The following is a 19,533-nucleotide window of genomic DNA, read 5'->3' on the forward strand; positions in this document are numbered from 1 at the left end:
TGATGTCTCCTATACTGCTTTCGCAATCAATTGGGCTTTTTCTTCGGCCGTTGCTGGGCGTATTTGGTCTCGCTCTTGAACAAATACAACGTTTTCGTCTTTGGCATCTAAGTTAACGAACTGACGGAAGTTTTTAAGGGCTTCTTTATCTTCCAAAGTGGTTTTCCATTCACACTGGAAGGTATCAACCACATGCGTCATTTGTGCTTCTAATTCTTCACACAGACCCAGTTTGTCGTTGATAACCACATCTTTTAGATAATCCAAACCACCTTCTAGGTTGTCCATCCAAACAGAGGTACGCTGTAAACGATCCGCTGTTTTCACATAGAACATTAAGATGCGATCTATGTATTGAATAAGCGTGTCGTCGTCTAAGTCTTTAGCAAACAAATCCCCATGACGTGGCTTCATACCACCGTTACCACATACATAGAGGTTCCAGCCGCCTTCTGTAGCAATGACACCAATGTCTTTACTTTGTGCTTCCGCACACTCACGAGTACAGCCAGACACGGCAAACTTGATTTTGTGAGGAGCGCGCAGACCTTTGTAGCGATTCTCCAATGCAATGGCCATGGACAAACTGTCATTAACCCCGTATCGACACCAAGTACTCCCCACACATGACTTCACTGTACGTAGAGACTTACCGTAGGCTTGGCCCGTTTCAAAGCCTGCGTCGATTAATTTGCCCCAAATCTCTGGCAGTTGGCTCACCGTTGCCCCAAACAAATCGATACGTTGTCCACCGGTGATCTTTGTGTATAAGCCATATTCTTTTGCAACTTCACCTAAGGCGATGAGCTTCTCCGCGGTGATTTCGCCACCCGGTACACGAGGAACGATGGAGTAGGTTCCGTCTTTCTGCATGTTTGCTAAGAAACGATCATTAGTGTCCTGCAGGGCAATGTGATTATCTTTCAATACATAGTCATTCCAAACACTGGCTAGGATAGAGCCAACAGCTGGTTTACAAATTTCACAACCGTGCCCTTTGCCATGTTTGTCTAAAAGCTCTTGGAAACTCTTGATGCCTTCTACCTTGACCAAGTTGTATAGATCTTGGCGGGTGTAGGCAAAGTGCTCACAAATATCCGTGCTGACTTCAACCCCAAGAGCAAGGAGCTCATGATCAACACACTTTTTAAGCAAGGCAGCACAGCCACCACAACCAGTCGCTGCCTTAGTGGCGCCTTTCACATCACCAAGGCTTAATGCCCCACCACATACGGCATCAGAGATGTCTTGCTTGGTCACGTTATGACAGCTACAGATGGACGCTGTCGCAGGCAAAGCATCCACTCCCAAGGCTGCAGGCGCACCAGAGCCAGCAGGAAGAATCAGTGACTGAGCTTGCTCAGGAAGATCAATACCATTCAAGTAATACTGCAACAAGGTGTCGTAATAACTGTTATCACCCACCAGCACTGCTCCCAAGAGCTTCTTACCATCTTCGGATACGACCATTTTGCGGTAAGCATTACTTAACTGATCTTGATAAACAAAAACTTTGCTGCCTTGAGTGGCGGCGTGGGCATCCCCCACAGAACCCACATCACAACCTAGCAATTTAAGCTTGGTGCTCATGTCCGCACCCATAAAGGCTTTGTCACTTTGGCCTAGCAGATTTGCTGCTGCCGCTTTTGCCATGGTGTAACCCGGGGCAACCAAACCATAAAGTCGATTGTTCCAAAGGGCACATTCACCAATGGCATAGATATTTTCGTCTGATGTTTGGCAGTCGTTGTTAATGACGATACCGCCACGCTCCCCAACTTCTAGGCCTGATTGTTTAGCCAGAGCGTCCTGAGGACGAATGCCCGCCGAAAATAGGATAAGATCGGTTTCAAGATGTGAGCCGTCTGCGAAGTTCATTCGGTGGAACGCTTGCTCTCCATCGACAATTTCATTGGTCGCTGTTGCGGTATGTACGGCAACCCCAAGTCCCTCAATCATGCCTTTTAGAACTTCACCACCCTGTTCGTCTAATTGAACCGGCATTAAGCGTGGCGCAAACTCCACCACATGAGTGGTTAGACCCAAATTTTGTAGGGCATTAGCTGCTTCAAGACCCAGCAGGCCACCCCCGACAACGGTGCCTGTCTTAACGTTAGCTGCGCAATCGCGGATCGCATCCAAGTCTTCCAAAGTACGGTAAACAAATGTGTTGGCGCGGTCATGGCCAGGAATAGGCGGAACAAATGGAAATGAGCCAGTGGACAATACCAGCTTGTCATAAGCCACTTCTGTACCGTCCTTTAAAACCACCTTTTTGGCTTCACGGTCAATCCCCGTCACAAGACAATCAGTAACGTATTTCACGCCATTATCGTCGTAGAGGCTGCCATCGGTCATAGCAAGATCTGCAGCGCCTTTACCTTGGAAATATTCGCTCAGATGCACACGGTCGTATGCTAAATGTGGTTCTTCACCAAACACAGTAATACTGAATTGCTCGTGGCCGCCCTGCTCAATTAGGCTTTCAATGAAGTGGTGGCCAACCATGCCATTACCTACCACTACAAGATTCAATTTTTTAGTAGAAGTCGTCATTATGTTTACCTCACCTTAGGTGCTGTCAAAGCGATGGCTATAAGAAGCCTCTGTTCTATTACGCGACGTCTTGGGGGCAATAAGCCTCACCAAAGATCAACGTATCAAGCATGCTTGAGACATTCGTTTTGTTTTGAATCAGTTGGAAATACCAACTACCATCGGCGACATTGCCGTAAAGAATTGCGCCCACTAGCTGATCACCATTGATCAGTAGTTTGCGATAATGATCAGTTGCTACGTCGGTGTAGCAAATTTCTTGGTCTTCTTCGTCTGCCACAATGCGACCTACCGAAAACACATTGACACCCGATACCTTCAGTTTTGTAGGTACAGCTTCGATGGTAAAAACTGAAGGGGTCTTCCCCAGTGTCTTTAGCAAGACCTTCAATTGATCCCAAATGGGAGCAACCAAGCCAAAGGTTTGAGATTCAAACTCACAACATTCACCAATGGCATACACATCGTCGTGGGACGTACGAAGCTGGGCGTCTACAATGATCGCCTTATTCGTAGTTATTCCTGCCGCTTTAGCGAGCTCAATTTCTGGGGTAATACCAGCAGCCATTACAACTAAATCCGCTGGCTGAATATGATCTTTGCCAAGGATGGCAATCACCTTACCCACAGCGTTACACTTAAATTTTTCTGGTGTCTGCCCTAGTCGGAACGTAACGCCATACTTTTCTAGCTGTGCTTGCAGCATCTTAGCTGCCGCCTCATCCAACTGGCGGTTTAAGATCCATCCAGAGCGGTGATAAACAGTGACAGGGTGACCTTTTTTTGCCAATCCCACTGCCGCTTCTAAGCCCAAAAGCCCCCCACCAATCACAGAAACGTGTGCTGTGCTCGGTAACTCCGACAGAACTTGTGTGTCCTGCCAATTACGAAAACCAATCACGTTTGAAGCTTTGCTGCCATCAATTGGCAAAATACTGGCCCTAGAACCCGTAGCAAAAACAAGTTTGTCATACTGAAGCTCACGCCCGCTTGCTAAAACAACTAAGCGCCTATGAGTATCAATATTGGCAGCCGCATCCCCAGCAACCACTTCTAGGCCTTTTTCACGCATGCCCTGAATATCCACCAAAGGCATGTCTTTGGCGTCAATCTCTTTAGCCAGCAGTGCAGACAACATGATGCGGTTATAGCCAACTTGGGCTTCTTCACTGATCAAGGTAACCTGATAACCCGCCTCCGTTGCCATAAGATCATGGGCCAAACGACTACCCGCCATACCACCACCAATGATGATAAGACGAGGCAATGACTCAACAGCCACTAAACTAACCATTGACTACTTTTGCCTTTGCTTTTTTGCTATTAGAAGCCGCTGCGATAGGCTCTACCTTACGCTGCTTCTCATATAGGAATGTCAGCACTTGCGCACGGTAATCCACATACTTAGGGTCATTTGCTAGAGCAAGTCGATCTCGTGGACGCTCAAGATCTACATGTAGCACCTCACCCACAGTCGCCGCTGGACCATTAGTCATCATTACAATACGGTCAGACAACAATACCGCTTCATCTACATCGTGAGTGATCATGATCACTGTGTTGTTAAGATCTTTTTGAATTTCCATCAATGAGTCTTGTAAATGGGCACGGGTCAAAGCGTCCAAAGCACCAAATGGCTCATCCATCAGCAGTACACTCGGCTCCATCGCCAAGGCTCGGGCAATGCCCACACGCTGCTTCATACCACCAGAAATTTCATCAGGGCGTTTATCCGCTGCATGGGTCATATGCACCAACTCAAGGTTGTGCATGATCCAATCATGCATTTCCTTTTTGGACTTGGTTTTACGAAACACCTGCTTAACCGCCAACTCCACGTTTTCATAGGACGTCAACCAAGGCAGTAAAGAATGGTTTTGGAACACTACCGCACGCTCTGGGCCAGGGCCGCGGACTTCTTTACCATCCAATAACACCCCACCAGACGTGGCGTCATAAAGCCCTGCAACGATATTTAATACTGTGGATTTACCACAGCCTGAGTGGCCAATCAGGGAGACAAACTCACCTTTCTCAATTTTTAGGTTCACACCATCAAGGGCTTTAAAGGGGCCTTTAGGGGTTGGAAACTCAATGGAAACTTGGCTGATGTCTAAATGCGTTGTCATAATTTTTTCCTCGTATATGCCATGTGATTAACGTAGTACTTGGGTTTTGTCCCAAGACACATAGCGTTGTAGCATCAGCATTGCACGGTCTAACAAGAAACCAATGAAACCGATCATCAGTACTGCCACCATAATGCGACCTAAAGAATCTGAACTACCATTTTGGAATTCGTCCCATACAAATTTGCCTAGCCCCGGGTTCTGAGCCAGCATTTCTGCCGCGATCAACACCATCCACGCAATCCCTAATGACAAACGCAAACCCGTAAACATCAGTGGGATAGCAGAAGGGATAACAATCTTGATTACATGAGTCATCCAACCTAAACGCAGTACTTTAGAAACGTTTAGAAGATCTTTTTCCACCGCGGCCACACCAACAGCAGTATTGATCAAAGTTGGCCACATACAGCAAAGCGTTACGGTGAACATAGAAGTCAAAAACGACTTAGAAAACATTGGATCATCCGACACATAGGACGCACTTACCACCATGGTCACAAGGGGCAACCAAGCGAGTGGAGATACGGGTTTAAACACCTGAATCACAGGATTTAGCGCGCTGTAAACAGAGCTATTTAACCCAATCAAAATCCCCACTGGGATCGCGATCAAAGTAGCCAAACCAAAGCCTGCTAGTACCGTGTAGAGGCTGGTAAAGATCTGATCAAAAAATGTAGGCTTACCTGTGTAAGCACGAATTTTGCCCACATAACTTGGATCTTTTGCTTGGCGATCAGCAATACGTTTTTCTTGACGCTCGTAAAAGGACGACTCTTTTACTCGTTCTCGCTGATGGTCATCTACGAGGCTGTTCCACTGTTCATATACTTTTACAGGCCCAGGAAAAGTACCCAGAGACGTATCAACTCGACTAGCGCCAGCCTGCCACAGCACTAAAAAGACTAAGATACCTATAACTGGAAACAGGGCTTTCTTAAGTGAAATTCCTGTTAACCAGTCTTTGATAGACGATTTTGAAAACATTGATAAGGTCATGTCATTCTCTCTCTAAATAACGTGCAACTTGAGCTTGGGCCTATGGCAAGACCCAAGCCCCAGAGGTTTAAATCTGCTCGTCGCCTTTTAGACCGATCTCAAATTTACCTAGGTATTCATTAGGACGCGTACCATCGTAGACTTTGCCATCGATGAAACCGGTTTGAGGTGGTTTGAAGCCAGTTTCTGTTTCGAAATCAGGGAATTCAGACGCCATCATCACACCCTCTTCAATCAAGGATTTCGCTGCTTCAGCATAAATGTCTGGGCGGTAAACAGATTTCGCTGTGTCCATGTACCACTGATCAGACTTGCCTTCTGAAATTTGCCCCCAACGACGCATTTGCGTTAGGTACCAGATAGCATCGCTGTAGTACGGGTAGGTTGCGTTGTGACGGAAGAATACGTTGAAGTCAGGGATTTCACGCTTGTCACCTTTTTCGTATTCAAAGGTACCCGTCATACTGTTAGCGATGACATCGTAATCTGCACCAACGTATTCACTACGGGACAAGATCTCTACCGCTTCAGGACGGTTTGCGTTGTTGTTTTCGTCCAACCATTTCGCTGCACGAATCATGGCTTTTACAACACGGATGTGGGTAATTGGGTTCTCTTCTGCCCAGTCACCGCTCACGCCAAATACTTTCTCAGGGTTATTACGCCAGATTTCATAGTCCGTGATGACTGGTACACCGATCCCTTTGAATACGGCTTGCTGGTTCCAAGGCTCACCTACGCAGTAACCATAGATGGTTCCGGCTTCCATAGTCGCTGGCATTTGTGGTGGAGGTGTGACAGATAGGAAAGCTTCTGCATTGATTTGACCACTAGTATCGCCTTTTGCTGGCGCATAAAAGCCTGGGTTAATACCGCCCGCCGCCAACCAGTAGCGCAGTTCATAGTTATGGGTCGATACTGGGAATACCATGCCCATGTTAAATGGCTTACCTTGAGATTTGTATTGATCAATCACTGGCTTCAATGCACTGGCACTGATTGGGTGAACAGGTTTTCCATCCGGTCCATTTGGAATGTTTTTCTTCATTTCATCCCAAACATCATTGGATACGGTAATACCGTTACCATTTAAGTCCATGCTAAAAGCTGTGATGATGTGTGCTTGGGTACCATAGCCGATGGTTGCACCTAAAGGTTGACCCGCCAACATGTGCGCGCCATCAAGCTGACCGTCAATGACTCGGTCCAAAAGCACTTTCCAGTTGGCTTGCGCTTCAAGAGTTACGTATAGGCCTTCATCTTCGAAGTAGCCTTTCTCATATGCCACCGCTAATGGCGCCATGTCTGTTAATTTAATGAAGCCAAACTTCAGTTCTTCTTTTTCTGGGTAGCCTAGTTCAGCTTGCGCCACACCAGACAACAACCCAGCGCCGACAATGATTGCCGCGCTAAGTTTATTCATTGTTCGATAATTAGAAGTAGGTAGAACAGTTTTCAAGGCATTTAACGTCATGGTCAAACTCCGTTTTCGGTGTTTTAAAAGCAAAAAAAAGGCGCCTGAGAATGCCACTTAGGTGGTTTCTCAGGCGCCTTTGCCAGTCGTTAACATTCTACTTTGAATGCTTAAAGACATTGATGTCATGCCTACGTTGGCACCACATCTATCAATTTTTAATCATCTAATAGTAAGCACACTCCGTGCCAAAACAATAAAACCCTTTTATTTCAATAATATAGAATTTAAGATTAATCACACCGAAGGAGTGTGATCTTTTTTTGCACTATCAGTGCGCATGCTGTGCTCCAAAAAAGCCATAAGTGATCCGATCATAAATGCCCTATTTCTTAATTCCCGATCATAAAAAAACCCGCCTTAGCGGGTTTCTTTTTAGTAGGTACTATTATCGTGGATGCTATTAGATAGCATCACGGCGTTCGAGCTCATTAAATTCTTCCTGCTCTTCTCGCTCTTCGACTGATTCAACATCACGGGCATCAGGGTGATGCTTGCGCCCTTCATGTTTTGATTTATGTTTGAGTAATTGCTTTTCAAGCTTTTCGGCTAGCATATCAACCGCAAGGCTCAATTGTTTGTCTGTGGTGACGGTCGCAAATAAATCGTGACCAGGTATATGTACTCGAGCTTCTACAATAAGCTCGCTTTTGTTGTGATGGTTCTCTGAGTTAACGATAACTTTTATTGAAGTAATATGGCTGTTGATTTCAGCTAAATAATCCATTCCCTCTTTGATAATCGCCTGAACTTCTTCAGTAGTGTGAACATGGTGACCGCTGATATCTAGTGTGTACATATTTTGTTTCCTTCTTCCTATCCCCTTTGCTCGGGGACGTTTAGCGTTTCATTGTCACACTAATAAACCTAGGGGTGATGTAAGGCTTTTTCAACAGGAGATATGTAAAAACACCGACATATTTTTGAAGTAATTGATCAGAACACATATTACTGTCTAAATAACAAACAAAAACAGCAATTAAGTTAACAAAGTCAACCGGTTAGCGATACCAGTGACCACGTTCCTCCAATAAGGTTTCGTTTGCCTGGGTAATCATTAAAGTACCCGGCTCAAATACCGTGTAGGTTACACCCGCATGTTGAAATCGAAAGCCAACGAATTGACAGGGGGTGATACCATCTGCGCACATTCGATGCAACGTTTGACCGCGCATGAGCAATGTATTGCCAGATGATTTAGATTTCATCACCAATAGGGCCTTATCACATGTCACATGTCCTTCCCCACATTTTTTCTTAATGGTTAGAACATAGCTGTCTGTCACTAAATAACTGGCATTAGCCACTGGGACGAGCATTAACATCAACAAGCCAGCAAAAAAACCTTTCATCACCTTTCTCCTTCAGTAATTTAAATGCTGTGGCTTATAGCCATTTTAGACCTTTGTAGGGTTTGGACTTTAACGCGCTTAAACGTGTCTCAAGGGAGCCTACGTGAATTTCAAGTTTGTGCCCGTCTGGATCCAAAAGATACAAAGATTGGCCTTCACTACGGTTGTCCTTCCAGATAGAGACTCCTGACTGACATAATCGTTCACAAAATGACTGAAAATTGGTTTCAGAAACGTCAAATGCTAAATGTGTGTAGTCTTCACTTGGAACAGGAGAATCCAAAGATAAACACAGCCAAAGGTCTCCAGCTGACAGATACGCTCCACCATCCCATGCCACATGACCTTTAAACCCCAATAACTCAATATAAAACCCTAAGGAGCGTTCCAAATCGCTCACTGCCAAGGTGATGTGATTGATGCCTGTAATCAAAACATGTATCCCAAATAATTCAGTCAAAAAAGGCAACGTCGATCTGACGTTGCCTTTTATAAAACGATCTAAAACTTAAATAAATTAGACCTGATCTTCCGGTGACATGACGTTAGCATACTCACTGAGGCTGCCATCGTCGTGCAAAAGATGCACCGCATAAGGCATGAATTGACCGTTATATTCCATTCCAGGAGAGCCCACTGGCATGGCGGGCACAACCAGCCCTTTTGTCTTAGGCGTTGGGTTAGCCAAATATTGCTGAATAAACTTAGCTGGAATATGACCTTCAAATACATACCCATCCTTTGACACAGCCGTATGGCAAGAGCGTGCATTCCCTGGAATTCCTAACTCAGACTTCAATAGATTAAGGTTAGCAGGATGACTCACTTTGGTTTGAGCCCCATGCATTTGCATATGTTCAACCCAACCACTGCAACAACCGCATGTAGGACTCTTGTGCACCAGCAGCATTTCACCTTTCGTAAATACCTCTGATGAGTCCGTGGCGTGGACTGATCCAGTAAACAAAGAACCTTGTAACGTAACTACAGCGACAAACGCCAACGATGTCATTGATTTCATAGCTTTTCTCCAAATTGATTATAAAAAGATTTAACAAAAGGGTTAAATCCTCTGCTTTGGAGGGCGCTCTAGTGGCTCAATACGATTCAAGGGTTTGGAATATGGCAGCCAGTGCGCCATAGAATGCCTAGGGAACGACGGAGGTTTGAACAGTGACAACACAGCACCAAACACGGAACATCCACAGTCATTGTCATGAGCTTCGGTCACACAACAATCCTCTTTATCATGGATAGACATGTCCATCCCCATACTGAAGACCGTAGCAGGTTGACTTGCAGTCATAATCTCAACCGCTTTTGCACCATTTACTAAGAGCGCAAAAGACAGCATCAGAATAAAAATAGAGATAAGCGGCGTTCGTTTCATGAATTGGTTTATGATGTTGTTCATATTGGACATTACATGGATTCCAATAATCTCTTCTAGTTCCATTCTTGTAATGATAATTGCCAATATGCCACCGACCATTTCTGACCAAATTTGACACCAATATCTCGGAACACACCGGCTTCCTTGAATCCAAATGATTGGTGCAGCTTAAGACTTGCTTCGTTAGGTAAGGCTATAACCCCAATAGCATGCTGGAAACCTTGCTCTTTCAAGCCGGAAAGTAGCGTCCGATATAGCTTAGACCCAACCCCCTCACCGACTGCATCCTTCGAAACGTAAACAGAAGGCTCAACCGTAAAGCGATAGGCGGATCTCGATTTCCAAGGACTGGCATAAGCGTAACCAAGGACTTTTCCATGTTTCTCTGCAATCAGCCAAGGCAACCCTTTCTCTAAGACTTCTGACACACGTTGTGCCATTTGCGAAGGTGTCACCGGCTCTTCTTCGAAGGAAATACTCGTGTGAATCACATAATGGTTGTACAGAGCTGTGATCCCTTCGATATCTAAATCATGCACATCACGAATTATCATAGACACCTCATCTCGGTTAAGCAGTACTCCCTATGACAGCAGATTCTTCATGGTTTTAAAATACAAAACGGGGCCAATGCCCCGTTTTAGAGATATAAACTAACGTAATTGCACTCTAAAGTTCGCCCTGAACACTGGTCATTACAACTCACTACGTAGACTCATTTCAACAGGACGGATGCAGCCCAAGCCCCTAGTACTAATAGGGTTAGCATCACCATGGATTTTGTTTTGTGTTGCTTAATCAAATCTTCTGCTTTGTTACCAGCAAAGTACACCACTGACGCCAAACCAAAATATCGGATAGACCGCGCAATGACTGTTGCGGCAAGAAAACCTATGATCGAATACTGTGTCGCACCGGCAGCTAACATAGCAATTTGAAAAGGTATGGGTACTATTCCTAGCGTTAAAACAAACCAGAAACCTTGGCTTTCCATTTTGCTCTTAACCATTTCAAATTGCTCTGGATTAGAAAAGGTTTCGATGACCCAATCTCCCACCAAATCAAATAAAAAATAGCCTAAGCCATAACCTGCCAATGCGCCAATAAGACAGCCTAAAGTAGCCATCAATGCAATCAGCCATAGCTTTTCTCGACTAGCTTGCATCAGTGGTACCATCACAGCTTCTAAAGGAATGGGCACCACAGTCGATTCTAAAAACGATGCCACCATAATTGCTGGCAACATGCGCTTCGAATCCACCATTTTTTGAGTGCTATGCTCTAGTTTTTTCACTATTTTTATCAATGCGCATGCCCTTTATTGTCACAAATTCAATATGTAACTTAGAGGTTAAAGGGCGAACGAATGACTTAAAAGGCTAACCTGTTATTTTGATCATTCTTACCACAGATCCTACACCTTTCTTATAGTCTATGTATCTTCCAATTGATCGAATAATCCATATGACAGGACATGAAAAAAGGCCTCCTAGGAGGCCTTTAGAGACATAAAACTGGGCAATTAAGCCACGTTCTTTGGTGCATGGTTGTACACATGCAAATCCCGTTGCGGGAATGGAATAGTAAGGCCTGCCGCTTCTATACGTAGCTTGGCGTCTTTTTGAATCGCCCAATAGGCGTCCCAGTACTTGTCAGTCGGTGCCCAAGCACGCAACTGCAAATTGACAGAACTGTCAGCCAGCATATGAACGATCACTTGTGGCGCAGGATCTTTAAGTAGAACCTCGTATTCAGCCGCCAGATCTAGTAACGCTTTCATACCTACATCAATAGAATCTTCATAAGAAATCCCTACCGTAATATCCATACGGCGACGGCTATTGCGAGTAAAGTTCTTGATCGTAGAACCCCACACCACGCTATTGGGGCTAGAAATGTAGAGACCATCTGCCGTTTCAAAAATGGACGTAAACAAGCCGATGTCTTTCACCGTGCCCATAATGCCACTAAATTCGACAAACTCGCCCTTTTTAATAGGCTTTAGAAACAAGATCATAATACCCGCAGCAATATTACTTAGGGTATCTTTAAGTGCTAAACCTACGGCTAAGCCCGCCGCACCCACCAGAGCAACCAGACTCGCAGTGTTCACACCAAACAAGTCTAGTATGATCACCAAGGCCACTAAATAAACAGTATATGCCGCAACCTTTGACAATAGATTAGAAACGATCTCGTCATTCTTGCTCATGCGCGAAGCACTGGCGAAGACCCCCTTGCGCACCACTTTAGATAAAATAGATGCAGCAACCAGAATAACCAGGGTCAATAGTGCATTGCGTCCCATATCAAAAATTTGGCTCTCATAGGTTTGATAAAATGACATCAAACTTTCCACGACTTGCTCCTTTTATAAACTGCCTGACACAAGATAAGCGTTATACCCCACATAGCAGAGTAACAATAAGCCACCCTCGTAACGGTTGATTACGCGAGTCTGACGTAAACGTACAGATACCAACAAGAGTAAAACCGTTAGGCCAATCATAGCCATCCAATCACGCCAGAAGACCTCAGAACCGATATTTGCGATTGGCTCAATCGCCCCAGCAATACCGACAACGGCGAGAGTGTTAAACATATTAGAACCGACCACGTTACCAATGGCGAGATCGTGTTCACCTTTACGAACCGCAGCGATGGAGGCCGCCAACTCTGGTAGAGAAGTACCCAGCGCCACAATCGTTAGACCGATAATAAGATCACTGACACCTAATAGAGAGGCGATTTCTACAGAGCCCCAAACCAGCATTCGTGAACTGATGACCAACACCACTAGACCAAGAACTAATGTAATAATGGATTTAGTTAATGAGGACTCTTTTTCCGGTAGGTCTGCTTCCATATCCGCTTCTAACGCATCCCCCTTGCCGTTCAAAGCAGCATAAATCTGCCAGCCGAACACCAAGAAAAACACCACTAATAAGCCAACAGCCTCTAAGGTGCTTACTTCAAAATCCCATAACATGGCACCAAGAATAAAAGAGATCAGCAGTAGAATGGGTAGCTCTTTACGAACAATGGTGGAATGCACAGCAATCGGAGCGATAACCGCCGTCACCCCCAAGATCAAGCTGATGTTAACGATGTTAGAGCCTATGGCATTACCAAGAGCTAAGGCAGGATTTCCATCAATCGCAGCCATGGCCGATACCACCATTTCAGGGGCAGAGGTACCAAAACCCACCACCAACATACCGATTAACAAAGGCGGCATGCCACTGTATTGAGCAACGGATGAAGCCCCTTCGACAAACTTGTCAGCACTTTTTATCAGTAAGAAAAAACCAACAATGATGGCAATAATAGGTAGGATCATAAGACACCTCCTTGTACGTAAAGTACGGAAGGCGAAGCAAAATAGGCGTCAGCCGATGATAGGTAGGTTTTCACGATAAGTACTCTTGTTAGCGGACAGGCTTGATTCCTAAGCAACACCCACGTCCTGTCCGCACGCGAATATTGCTTAAGTCTTGCCAATACACTTAGTACGTAAACACCACGAGCGTAGGCTCGGAGACTGTTGGCGTTTACTCTTCGGTTTCCCAAAGAAGGCTACTCCCCTAAACAGGCTTGAGTCTAAACAATCCTAACCATAAACACCACAGGTAACTGATAAGAGATTCTAATGGCATTACAAGGATAGGTATTTTGTAGGTTTTGAATTCAACACAAAGGAAATTCTATGGACAGTGACAAAATACGCCACATAAGAATGGGAATAAAATATTCCACGATATAGCATTACGGAATATTTATTTAATTTTGGTGTTGACAAAGTGATAGGTAAACGCCGTTAAGAAAAGGAGTTTTCATGTCAGATACAGTATTACTTATCCTAGCAGCCCTCATTGTAGGGGTTTCAAAGGGTGGCTTGTCTTCTGCTGCCGCCATTGCCGTGCCAATGCTAGCGTTGTTTATGAATCCAGTTAAAGCGGCAGCGATTTTATTACCCGTCTACATCGTCACAGACTGGATTGGTGTCTGGCTCTATCGCCATAATTTTTCTCTACGCAATGTACTGATACTCACCCCATCGATCTTACTGGGTGTTGGGATTGCAACCTTGATTACCCCCTACACACCAGAATATGCCCTACTCATTTTCACCGGTGCCATTGGTCTCTGGTACGGAATTAAATCTTGGCTTGGGAATAGATCCGGCGATAGTTCACCTCAACCAGCGCACATTGCCCCAGGTATTTTTTGGGGCACTTTGACTGGTATTGCTAGCTTTATCACCCACTCTGGCGCGCCACCAGCACAAGCTTATTTATTGCCTCAGAAACTCCCAAAGTTAGAATTCGCAGGTACTATCGCCATCTCTTTTGCCATTGGTAATGTGGTGAAGATCCCAGCCTATTTTGCTATTGGTCAATTAGATGGTTTGAATTGGGGGCTAGTCAGTATCCTCGCCGGTACAGGGATATTAGGTACTTTCTTTGGCCGATGGTTAACTTCAAAACTAAAAGATCAAACCTACATAAAAGTCATACAGATCTTGCTGTTCATCCTTTCCATTCTTTTGTTATTCCGTGGTGGTCAAGAACTACTATCACATTTTTAAAAGACATAAAAAAAGGCCCCTTGATCTTACAAGGGGCCTTTTTAATCAGTCGATACAGGCTTAACTTTCTTCAATGACCTCAAAGGTCAATGACTTGTGGAACTGCTCATGAAAGGCAATGAACTCTTTCGTATGGGCCTCTTCCATATGGGCATCATGGGCTGCTTTAGAAGTAAAGCATTCTATGAACACAAGCTTATTCGGGTCATCGGTACAGGTAAAAAAGTCATAGGCTAAACAGCCTTCTTCTGCTCGAGTGGCGGCCTGAGCTTTAGGGGCCACCTCAAGAATCTTATCCAGTGTATTTGGTTGTAATTCAATAGTGATTAAAAATTTGTACATCATCAGCTTCCTTATTGAAACAAGAATATCATCACGTTAAATCATCCTCACCAGACACACCAGTCCTTTTGATTTTTGGACAAGACAGACCTATAAGACAATTGGGTAGCTTTAGTATGCCCCTGCACTGTAGGTCAACTCATAACTATGACTGTAAATTTCAAGAATATTGCCAAAAGGATCTTCCATATAAATCATTCGATAAGGCTTTTCCCCTGGGTAATAGTAACGGGGCTCCTTCATACGTTTTTTGCCCCCTGCAGCGACGATTTTATCAGCTAACTCTTCTAGATTTGGGTCCTGCACACAAAAATGAAATACCCCTGTCTTCCAGTATTCAAAATTATTCTCTGGGTTTTCTTGGTTATCAAATTCAAACAGTTCTACCCCGATACGATCTCCGGTAGACAAATGAGCTATTCGAAAACGTTTCCATCCAACGCCAAAAACGTCAGTACACATTTCACCAATAGCACTGTCATCTTCGATAATTTCGGAAGGTTTCATAATTAGGTACCAGCCCAGTACTTCCGTATAGAAGTGAACTGCATTCTCTAAATCCGGTACAGAAATGCCAATATGGGAAAAGCTTCTTGGGTATGATGACTGTGTGGTCGTATTAGACATAATGCCTCCTCGTTTATGTATTGGAGAAAGCGTACCTCTGTGGCATCATCTCGTGAAATTATCATTAATAATAAAGTTGAGTAATCTAGCTAATGATTAATCCGAATTTATTGAAGAGCTTCGTGACACTATGCGAGACAAAGCACTTTACCCTCGCTGCGGAGCAATGTCATATGACCCAATCCGGATTGAGCCAGCATATTAAAAAACTGGAATCTCAACTCAATGTTGAACTGATTCATCGGCACGCAAAGCGTTTTGAATTAACGCCTGCAGGTGAACGTTTATTGGAGCAAGCCCAGCACATATTAGGGTGCCTCACTGAGCTTCCAGAGCAAATTAGAGAAGACGAACCTTATCGCGGGACAGTTAAAATCATGTCCCCTGGAAGTGTGGGCTTAAAACTATATCCAGTTTTATTGACCTTGCAGCAATCACATCCCGAATTAGTGATTGAGTATCGATTTGCCCCAAACAAAGACATTGCAGAAGCAGTGAAAACAAAACAGATTGACATTGGCCTTACCAGTGAACAGGTGGATCAACATGTTTTAACCTATGACCCCCTTGCATCGGAACCCCTACTATTAGTGACCCCAGAGTTCATCACAGCACCTAGCTGGGACGCATTGAGCACGATCGGATTCATCCATCACCCAGATGGCGCGTATCATGGAAACCTCCTATTGGGGGCAAACTACCCTGAATTTCAGCACGTGAATCAATTGCCCAATCGAGGGTTTTCTAATCAGATAGGATTAATTTTAGAACCCGTTAGTAGAGGATTAGGGTTCACTGTTCTGCCTGCCCACGCGGTATCCGCCTTCAGTCCAGCAGAAAAGATTAGGCAACACACTTTGACCCACCCTATTTGGGAACCCCTATTCATATGCCAAGGTAAACATCAGCCCTACACTAAAGCGGTGAATACTGTTAAGAAGGCTATTAAGGAAGTGCTCTCATAAAGGTTAATAACTAGATATTAGAGTTTGCTACCTGAGCGGTAAGGTTTTCACGATCTAGTGTAGGGTGCTGCTCAAATAACGGATTAATAATGTTTTCCCAAATCTCGAAAATGACTTTACCAATTTGCAATCGGTAATCTCTGTATTCATCTTCTGAAACGTGTTCTTTTACTTGGCTAAGTGTCTTTTCTAGACGCTCAACCACTAAAAATTGTTGCTTGATGACCTCTTCAGCAAGCATTGTATTTGTGAACATAAAAGGTTCCTTAAGTCGCCTTGATACTAGATTAAAACCCAGAGTTAGGCTGTTTTAAAAATTCCAATTCTTCGTCAGTAGAAACACGGCCCAGAATCTCATTACGATGGGGATATCGACCAAATCTTTCTATGATTGCCTTATGACGTTTTTCAAACTCCAGAGAGTTATCTAAACCGAGGGATTCAAATAGCCCTACTGCCTGTTCATGTATCACTAATGACTCAGAATGCATAAACGGCATATAGAGAAAGCTTCGCTCAATTTCTGACAGTTCAAGATCCTGCCCTTTTTCAATAGCACATTGCGCCAAAGCTAACGCCATAGGATCCGCTGCAAAAGATTCCGGCTGATCTCGATAAACATTACGAGAAAACTGATCCAGCAGAATTATTTCTGCCAATGCTCCCTTGGCTTCGCTACGCCATGGGGCCAACTCACCGGCTTTTGCCTGAGCGAGAAGCTCTGTAAAACGGAATGTAATCAATTTGTCGAAGGCGTCATCCTTTTCAAACCACTGCTTAGGAGTGATTTCGTTAAACCAAAAATCTAATACTTCTTGCCACATAGGAACGCCTTTCCTTCTTTGTACTTTTTGCCAAATAGACTAAATTTAAAAACAGCATAACGTTAAACCTTGTTAGATCAATATGTAGGGATCACATGAGCGAAAATAAAGCATCAGTCACCGAAGTGGTAAACGTAGATGATAAAGATTGGTTTTTACAGGATCTGATTGAAATAGCGAATAGCGGTAAAATGAGTTTCGATATCACCCTAACCGTTGGTGGATTTCTTGTCTCTGGCACATTAATTGGCGGCAAAGAATACTTCCAAGGTTTTGGTGAAGAATTCTCTTTTGGCTTAAAAGGCGAAGCCGCTGAGAAGGTTAAAGCGGCGTTTTCAAAGAACGGCGATGTGTATGCTAACAAAAGCGAACCCGCCCTCGCCCCTAGCTATATTCATCTTAAGAACGCTCACTTTTTCCATACCTCTGGCACCCCCGTACCTGAAAATCGTGGCGTATGGTGGCGCGGCCGCATCTCTGAAGTTTCAGGCTTTTCACTGGGGGCTCTCATAAACGATGGCCCCTAGTGAACAACCTTTGAAACACACCAAGGGAAGCACAAAACATCTTGATCGTAATATGACTGTCACCTTATCCCACTAATCTTCCTTGCTTGAAAATGGGCAGTTACCGAGTCCGTTACATTAATATCAAGGAAGATATATGCGTTACCCCATATTATTCACTACAGCCATTTCAGTTTTGGGCCTCAACCTTGAGCGCGCTCACTCTAGTGAGTATTTCTATAGCAGCAAAGCCATCTACAAAGCTGAACAGAACTCTGCCCGCTACGAAGCTGCTCCAGATGGTTTTGAGCCCTTCTATACTCAACTTGTACAACGACATGGTGCCCGGGGACTTTCCAGCCCTAAATATGACATTCTCACCAAACAAGTTTGGAACCTTGCCCAAGAACGTGGTCAATTGACGCCATTAGGTCAAAAACTCGGCCCTATCACTGATCAAGTCATCGCAGCGAATAACACCCTAGGTTATGGGTTGTTAACTCAAATCGGAGAAGAAGAGACCGCTGGTATAGCACACCGTATGGCTCAACGATTGTCACCTTTACTCACTCAAAGTGGCATCCAATCTCCTATCTGCATCCAAGTCCAGACATCCGGTAAAGAACGTGCTAACCAAACTGCCCACTACTTTATGACGGCACTGGCTAATAACGTGGACTTCGTAAACGACGACCCAGCAAAGTGTTATCAGAATCAACCAAACCCAAACCAGATCGATAGCCAACTGATAAACAAATTTGAGCTCTATTCCCATAAAACAGACCCACAAAAGAGCACAAAATACCAAGCCTATTCTGATAACTATCAAGCTTATAAAGCCTTCCAAGAATCTGACAAGCTAAATGACGTACTGGATCAACTGGACCAACTACCACAAACCAAAGCCATAGCACGGCAAATGCTTGAGCGCCTTTACACCAAGGAATACGTTGATTTTTTAGAGCACCAGGTATCGAAGGATAAGCAATGTGATGTTAAAGCCGACAATTGCTTCAAGACCAATACTAGGATGCCCGGCGAAACGGAAGATGATTGGAAATACGTGCAACACGAAGTTGATGCCGCACTCATGCTTTATAACATGTTTATCATTGGACCAGGCATGCTACGTGAAGCTCAACAGCAAGGTAATATCTGGAATCTAGAGCAGTTCATCACACCTGAAGAATCCGCATGGTTTTCCTACCTTTCTGATGCTGAAGACTTTTACGAAAAAGGCCCAAGTTTTTCAGATAATAACGGGGTAACTTTCAATATTGCCAAGCCTTTGCTTGCAGACATGTTTAGTGAAATGAAGCGCGCACTCGATAATGAAGGCCAACCTAAAAAGCTCGCTAAACTACGCTTTGCCCACGCGGAACAAATCATGCCCCTAGCAGCCTTGCTAAAAGTGAATGGCAGCCAACAACCCGCTCACCCCGATGAGCTCTACAGCCAAGAAAACAACCCATGGCGAGGTGATTGGGTCACCCCTTATTCCGCCAACATACAATGGGATTTGTACCGCAACCCCATAAGTGGCCAAGCATTAGTCAAAATGCTCTACAACGAAAAAGAGACCCTCTTTAAAAGTGATTGTCAGCCGGTCCCCGGCACTCAGTTTTATTACAGTCTGACGGAATTAGAGCAGTGCTACAGCGAAGAATTGACCCTTCCATAGAAGGACAATATCGATCTTGAAAGAGATCACCTAACTAAGCAAAGCGAACCAGAGAGTTTCTATAGGATGTGGAAATTCTGATTTGCCAAACTTCAAA

22 protein-coding genes are annotated in these 19,533 nt (G+C 44.4%); 4 read left to right on the forward strand and 18 right to left on the reverse strand.

Annotated features, from left to right (window positions below; genetic code table 11):
* Window positions 1–9 precede the first annotated feature (9 nt).
* The 14 genes from nirB to ACZ5DR_RS14730 form a co-directional block, all read right to left on the reverse strand.
* On the reverse strand, window positions 10–2,556 hold the full coding sequence (gene nirB / locus ACZ5DR_RS14665) for a nitrite reductase large subunit NirB (RefSeq protein ID WP_377367511.1): 2,547 nt from the start codon (window positions 2,554–2,556) through the stop codon (window positions 10–12).
* Between the two features lie 58 nt (window positions 2,557–2,614).
* Window positions 2,615–3,850 (reverse strand): NAD(P)/FAD-dependent oxidoreductase, encoded by a 1,236-nt coding sequence (locus tag ACZ5DR_RS14670; protein WP_377367513.1) that lies wholly within the window; start codon window positions 3,848–3,850, stop codon window positions 2,615–2,617.
* On the reverse strand, window positions 3,843–4,685 hold the full coding sequence (locus tag ACZ5DR_RS14675) for an ABC transporter ATP-binding protein (protein ID WP_377367515.1): 843 nt from the start codon (window positions 4,683–4,685) through the stop codon (window positions 3,843–3,845). The genes ACZ5DR_RS14670 and ACZ5DR_RS14675 overlap by 8 nt, the downstream gene beginning before the upstream one ends.
* A gap of 27 nt (window positions 4,686–4,712) precedes the next feature.
* Window positions 4,713–5,684: an ABC transporter permease gene (locus tag ACZ5DR_RS14680; protein WP_377367517.1), complete on the reverse strand. Its 972-nt coding sequence runs from the start codon at window positions 5,682–5,684 to the stop codon at window positions 4,713–4,715.
* 67 nt (window positions 5,685–5,751) lie between these two features.
* The gene (locus ACZ5DR_RS14685) at window positions 5,752–7,107 is read right to left on the reverse strand and encodes a CmpA/NrtA family ABC transporter substrate-binding protein (protein WP_464543926.1); all 1,356 of its coding nucleotides are present in this window, start codon (window positions 7,105–7,107) and stop codon (window positions 5,752–5,754) included.
* 454 nt (window positions 7,108–7,561) lie between these two features.
* Window positions 7,562–7,957, reverse strand: a complete 396-nt coding sequence (hpf, locus tag ACZ5DR_RS14690; protein ID WP_377367521.1) for a ribosome hibernation-promoting factor, HPF/YfiA family — start codon at window positions 7,955–7,957, stop codon at window positions 7,562–7,564.
* Between the two features lie 202 nt (window positions 7,958–8,159).
* Window positions 8,160–8,510 (reverse strand): hypothetical protein, encoded by a 351-nt coding sequence (locus tag ACZ5DR_RS14695; protein ID WP_377367522.1) that lies wholly within the window; start codon window positions 8,508–8,510, stop codon window positions 8,160–8,162.
* 34 nt (window positions 8,511–8,544) lie between these two features.
* Window positions 8,545–8,943 (reverse strand): fosfomycin resistance glutathione transferase, encoded by a 399-nt coding sequence (gene fos / locus ACZ5DR_RS14700; protein ID WP_377367524.1) that lies wholly within the window; start codon window positions 8,941–8,943, stop codon window positions 8,545–8,547.
* An 84-nt stretch (window positions 8,944–9,027) separates the two neighbouring features.
* Window positions 9,028–9,531 (reverse strand): DUF411 domain-containing protein, encoded by a 504-nt coding sequence (locus tag ACZ5DR_RS14705; RefSeq protein ID WP_377367526.1) that lies wholly within the window; start codon window positions 9,529–9,531, stop codon window positions 9,028–9,030.
* Window positions 9,532–9,573: 42 nt separating this feature from the next.
* Complete coding sequence (locus ACZ5DR_RS14710; RefSeq protein WP_377367528.1) at window positions 9,574–9,933, reverse strand: hypothetical protein; 360 nt, start codon at window positions 9,931–9,933, stop codon at window positions 9,574–9,576.
* A 23-nt stretch (window positions 9,934–9,956) separates the two neighbouring features.
* Complete coding sequence (locus tag ACZ5DR_RS14715; protein ID WP_377367530.1) at window positions 9,957–10,457, reverse strand: GNAT family N-acetyltransferase; 501 nt, start codon at window positions 10,455–10,457, stop codon at window positions 9,957–9,959.
* Between the two features lie 161 nt (window positions 10,458–10,618).
* Window positions 10,619–11,149, reverse strand: coding sequence for a YqaA family protein (locus ACZ5DR_RS14720; protein WP_377367531.1), 531 nt, complete (start codon window positions 11,147–11,149; stop codon window positions 10,619–10,621).
* 276 nt (window positions 11,150–11,425) lie between these two features.
* A complete protein-coding gene (locus tag ACZ5DR_RS14725; RefSeq protein ID WP_377367533.1) occupies window positions 11,426–12,262 on the reverse strand; it encodes a mechanosensitive ion channel family protein in 837 nt (278 codons plus the stop codon).
* A 12-nt stretch (window positions 12,263–12,274) separates the two neighbouring features.
* Window positions 12,275–13,243: a calcium/sodium antiporter gene (locus ACZ5DR_RS14730; RefSeq protein ID WP_377367535.1), complete on the reverse strand. Its 969-nt coding sequence runs from the start codon at window positions 13,241–13,243 to the stop codon at window positions 12,275–12,277.
* A 495-nt stretch (window positions 13,244–13,738) separates the two neighbouring features.
* On the opposite strand from ACZ5DR_RS14730, the gene ACZ5DR_RS14735 reads away from it, so the two are divergent.
* Window positions 13,739–14,491, forward strand: coding sequence for a sulfite exporter TauE/SafE family protein (locus ACZ5DR_RS14735; RefSeq protein ID WP_377367537.1), 753 nt, complete (start codon window positions 13,739–13,741; stop codon window positions 14,489–14,491).
* Window positions 14,492–14,551: 60 nt separating this feature from the next.
* On the opposite strand, the gene ACZ5DR_RS14740 is transcribed toward ACZ5DR_RS14735, so the two are convergent.
* Together ACZ5DR_RS14740 and ACZ5DR_RS14745 are read right to left on the reverse strand one after the other, a co-directional pair.
* Window positions 14,552–14,836 carry a putative quinol monooxygenase gene (locus ACZ5DR_RS14740; protein ID WP_377367539.1) on the reverse strand — a complete coding sequence of 95 codons (285 nt, stop codon included), beginning with the start codon at window positions 14,834–14,836 and terminating at the stop codon, window positions 14,552–14,554.
* A 108-nt stretch (window positions 14,837–14,944) separates the two neighbouring features.
* Window positions 14,945–15,460: a lactoylglutathione lyase family protein gene (locus tag ACZ5DR_RS14745; protein WP_377367541.1), complete on the reverse strand. Its 516-nt coding sequence runs from the start codon at window positions 15,458–15,460 to the stop codon at window positions 14,945–14,947.
* 92 nt (window positions 15,461–15,552) lie between these two features.
* On the opposite strand from ACZ5DR_RS14745, the gene ACZ5DR_RS14750 reads away from it, so the two are divergent.
* Window positions 15,553–16,425: a LysR family transcriptional regulator gene (locus ACZ5DR_RS14750; protein ID WP_377367543.1), complete on the forward strand. Its 873-nt coding sequence runs from the start codon at window positions 15,553–15,555 to the stop codon at window positions 16,423–16,425.
* 10 nt (window positions 16,426–16,435) lie between these two features.
* On the opposite strand, the gene ACZ5DR_RS14755 is transcribed toward ACZ5DR_RS14750, so the two are convergent.
* Together ACZ5DR_RS14755 and ACZ5DR_RS14760 are read right to left on the reverse strand one after the other, a co-directional pair.
* The gene (locus ACZ5DR_RS14755) at window positions 16,436–16,681 is read right to left on the reverse strand and encodes a hypothetical protein (RefSeq protein ID WP_377367545.1); all 246 of its coding nucleotides are present in this window, start codon (window positions 16,679–16,681) and stop codon (window positions 16,436–16,438) included.
* A gap of 31 nt (window positions 16,682–16,712) precedes the next feature.
* Window positions 16,713–17,249, reverse strand: a complete 537-nt coding sequence (locus tag ACZ5DR_RS14760) for a DUF924 family protein (RefSeq protein ID WP_377367547.1) — start codon at window positions 17,247–17,249, stop codon at window positions 16,713–16,715.
* 95 nt (window positions 17,250–17,344) lie between these two features.
* Here ACZ5DR_RS14760 and gvpU point away from each other — a divergent pair, with 95 nt between their 5' ends.
* On the forward strand, window positions 17,345–17,776 hold the full coding sequence (gvpU, locus tag ACZ5DR_RS14765; RefSeq protein ID WP_377367549.1) for a gas vesicle accessory protein GvpU: 432 nt from the start codon (window positions 17,345–17,347) through the stop codon (window positions 17,774–17,776).
* A 136-nt stretch (window positions 17,777–17,912) separates the two neighbouring features.
* Window positions 17,913–19,436, forward strand: a complete 1,524-nt coding sequence (locus ACZ5DR_RS14770) for a histidine-type phosphatase (RefSeq protein WP_377367551.1) — start codon at window positions 17,913–17,915, stop codon at window positions 19,434–19,436.
* Window positions 19,437–19,533 lie beyond the last annotated feature (97 nt).

Source organism: Marinomonas vaga, assembly GCF_055388305.1.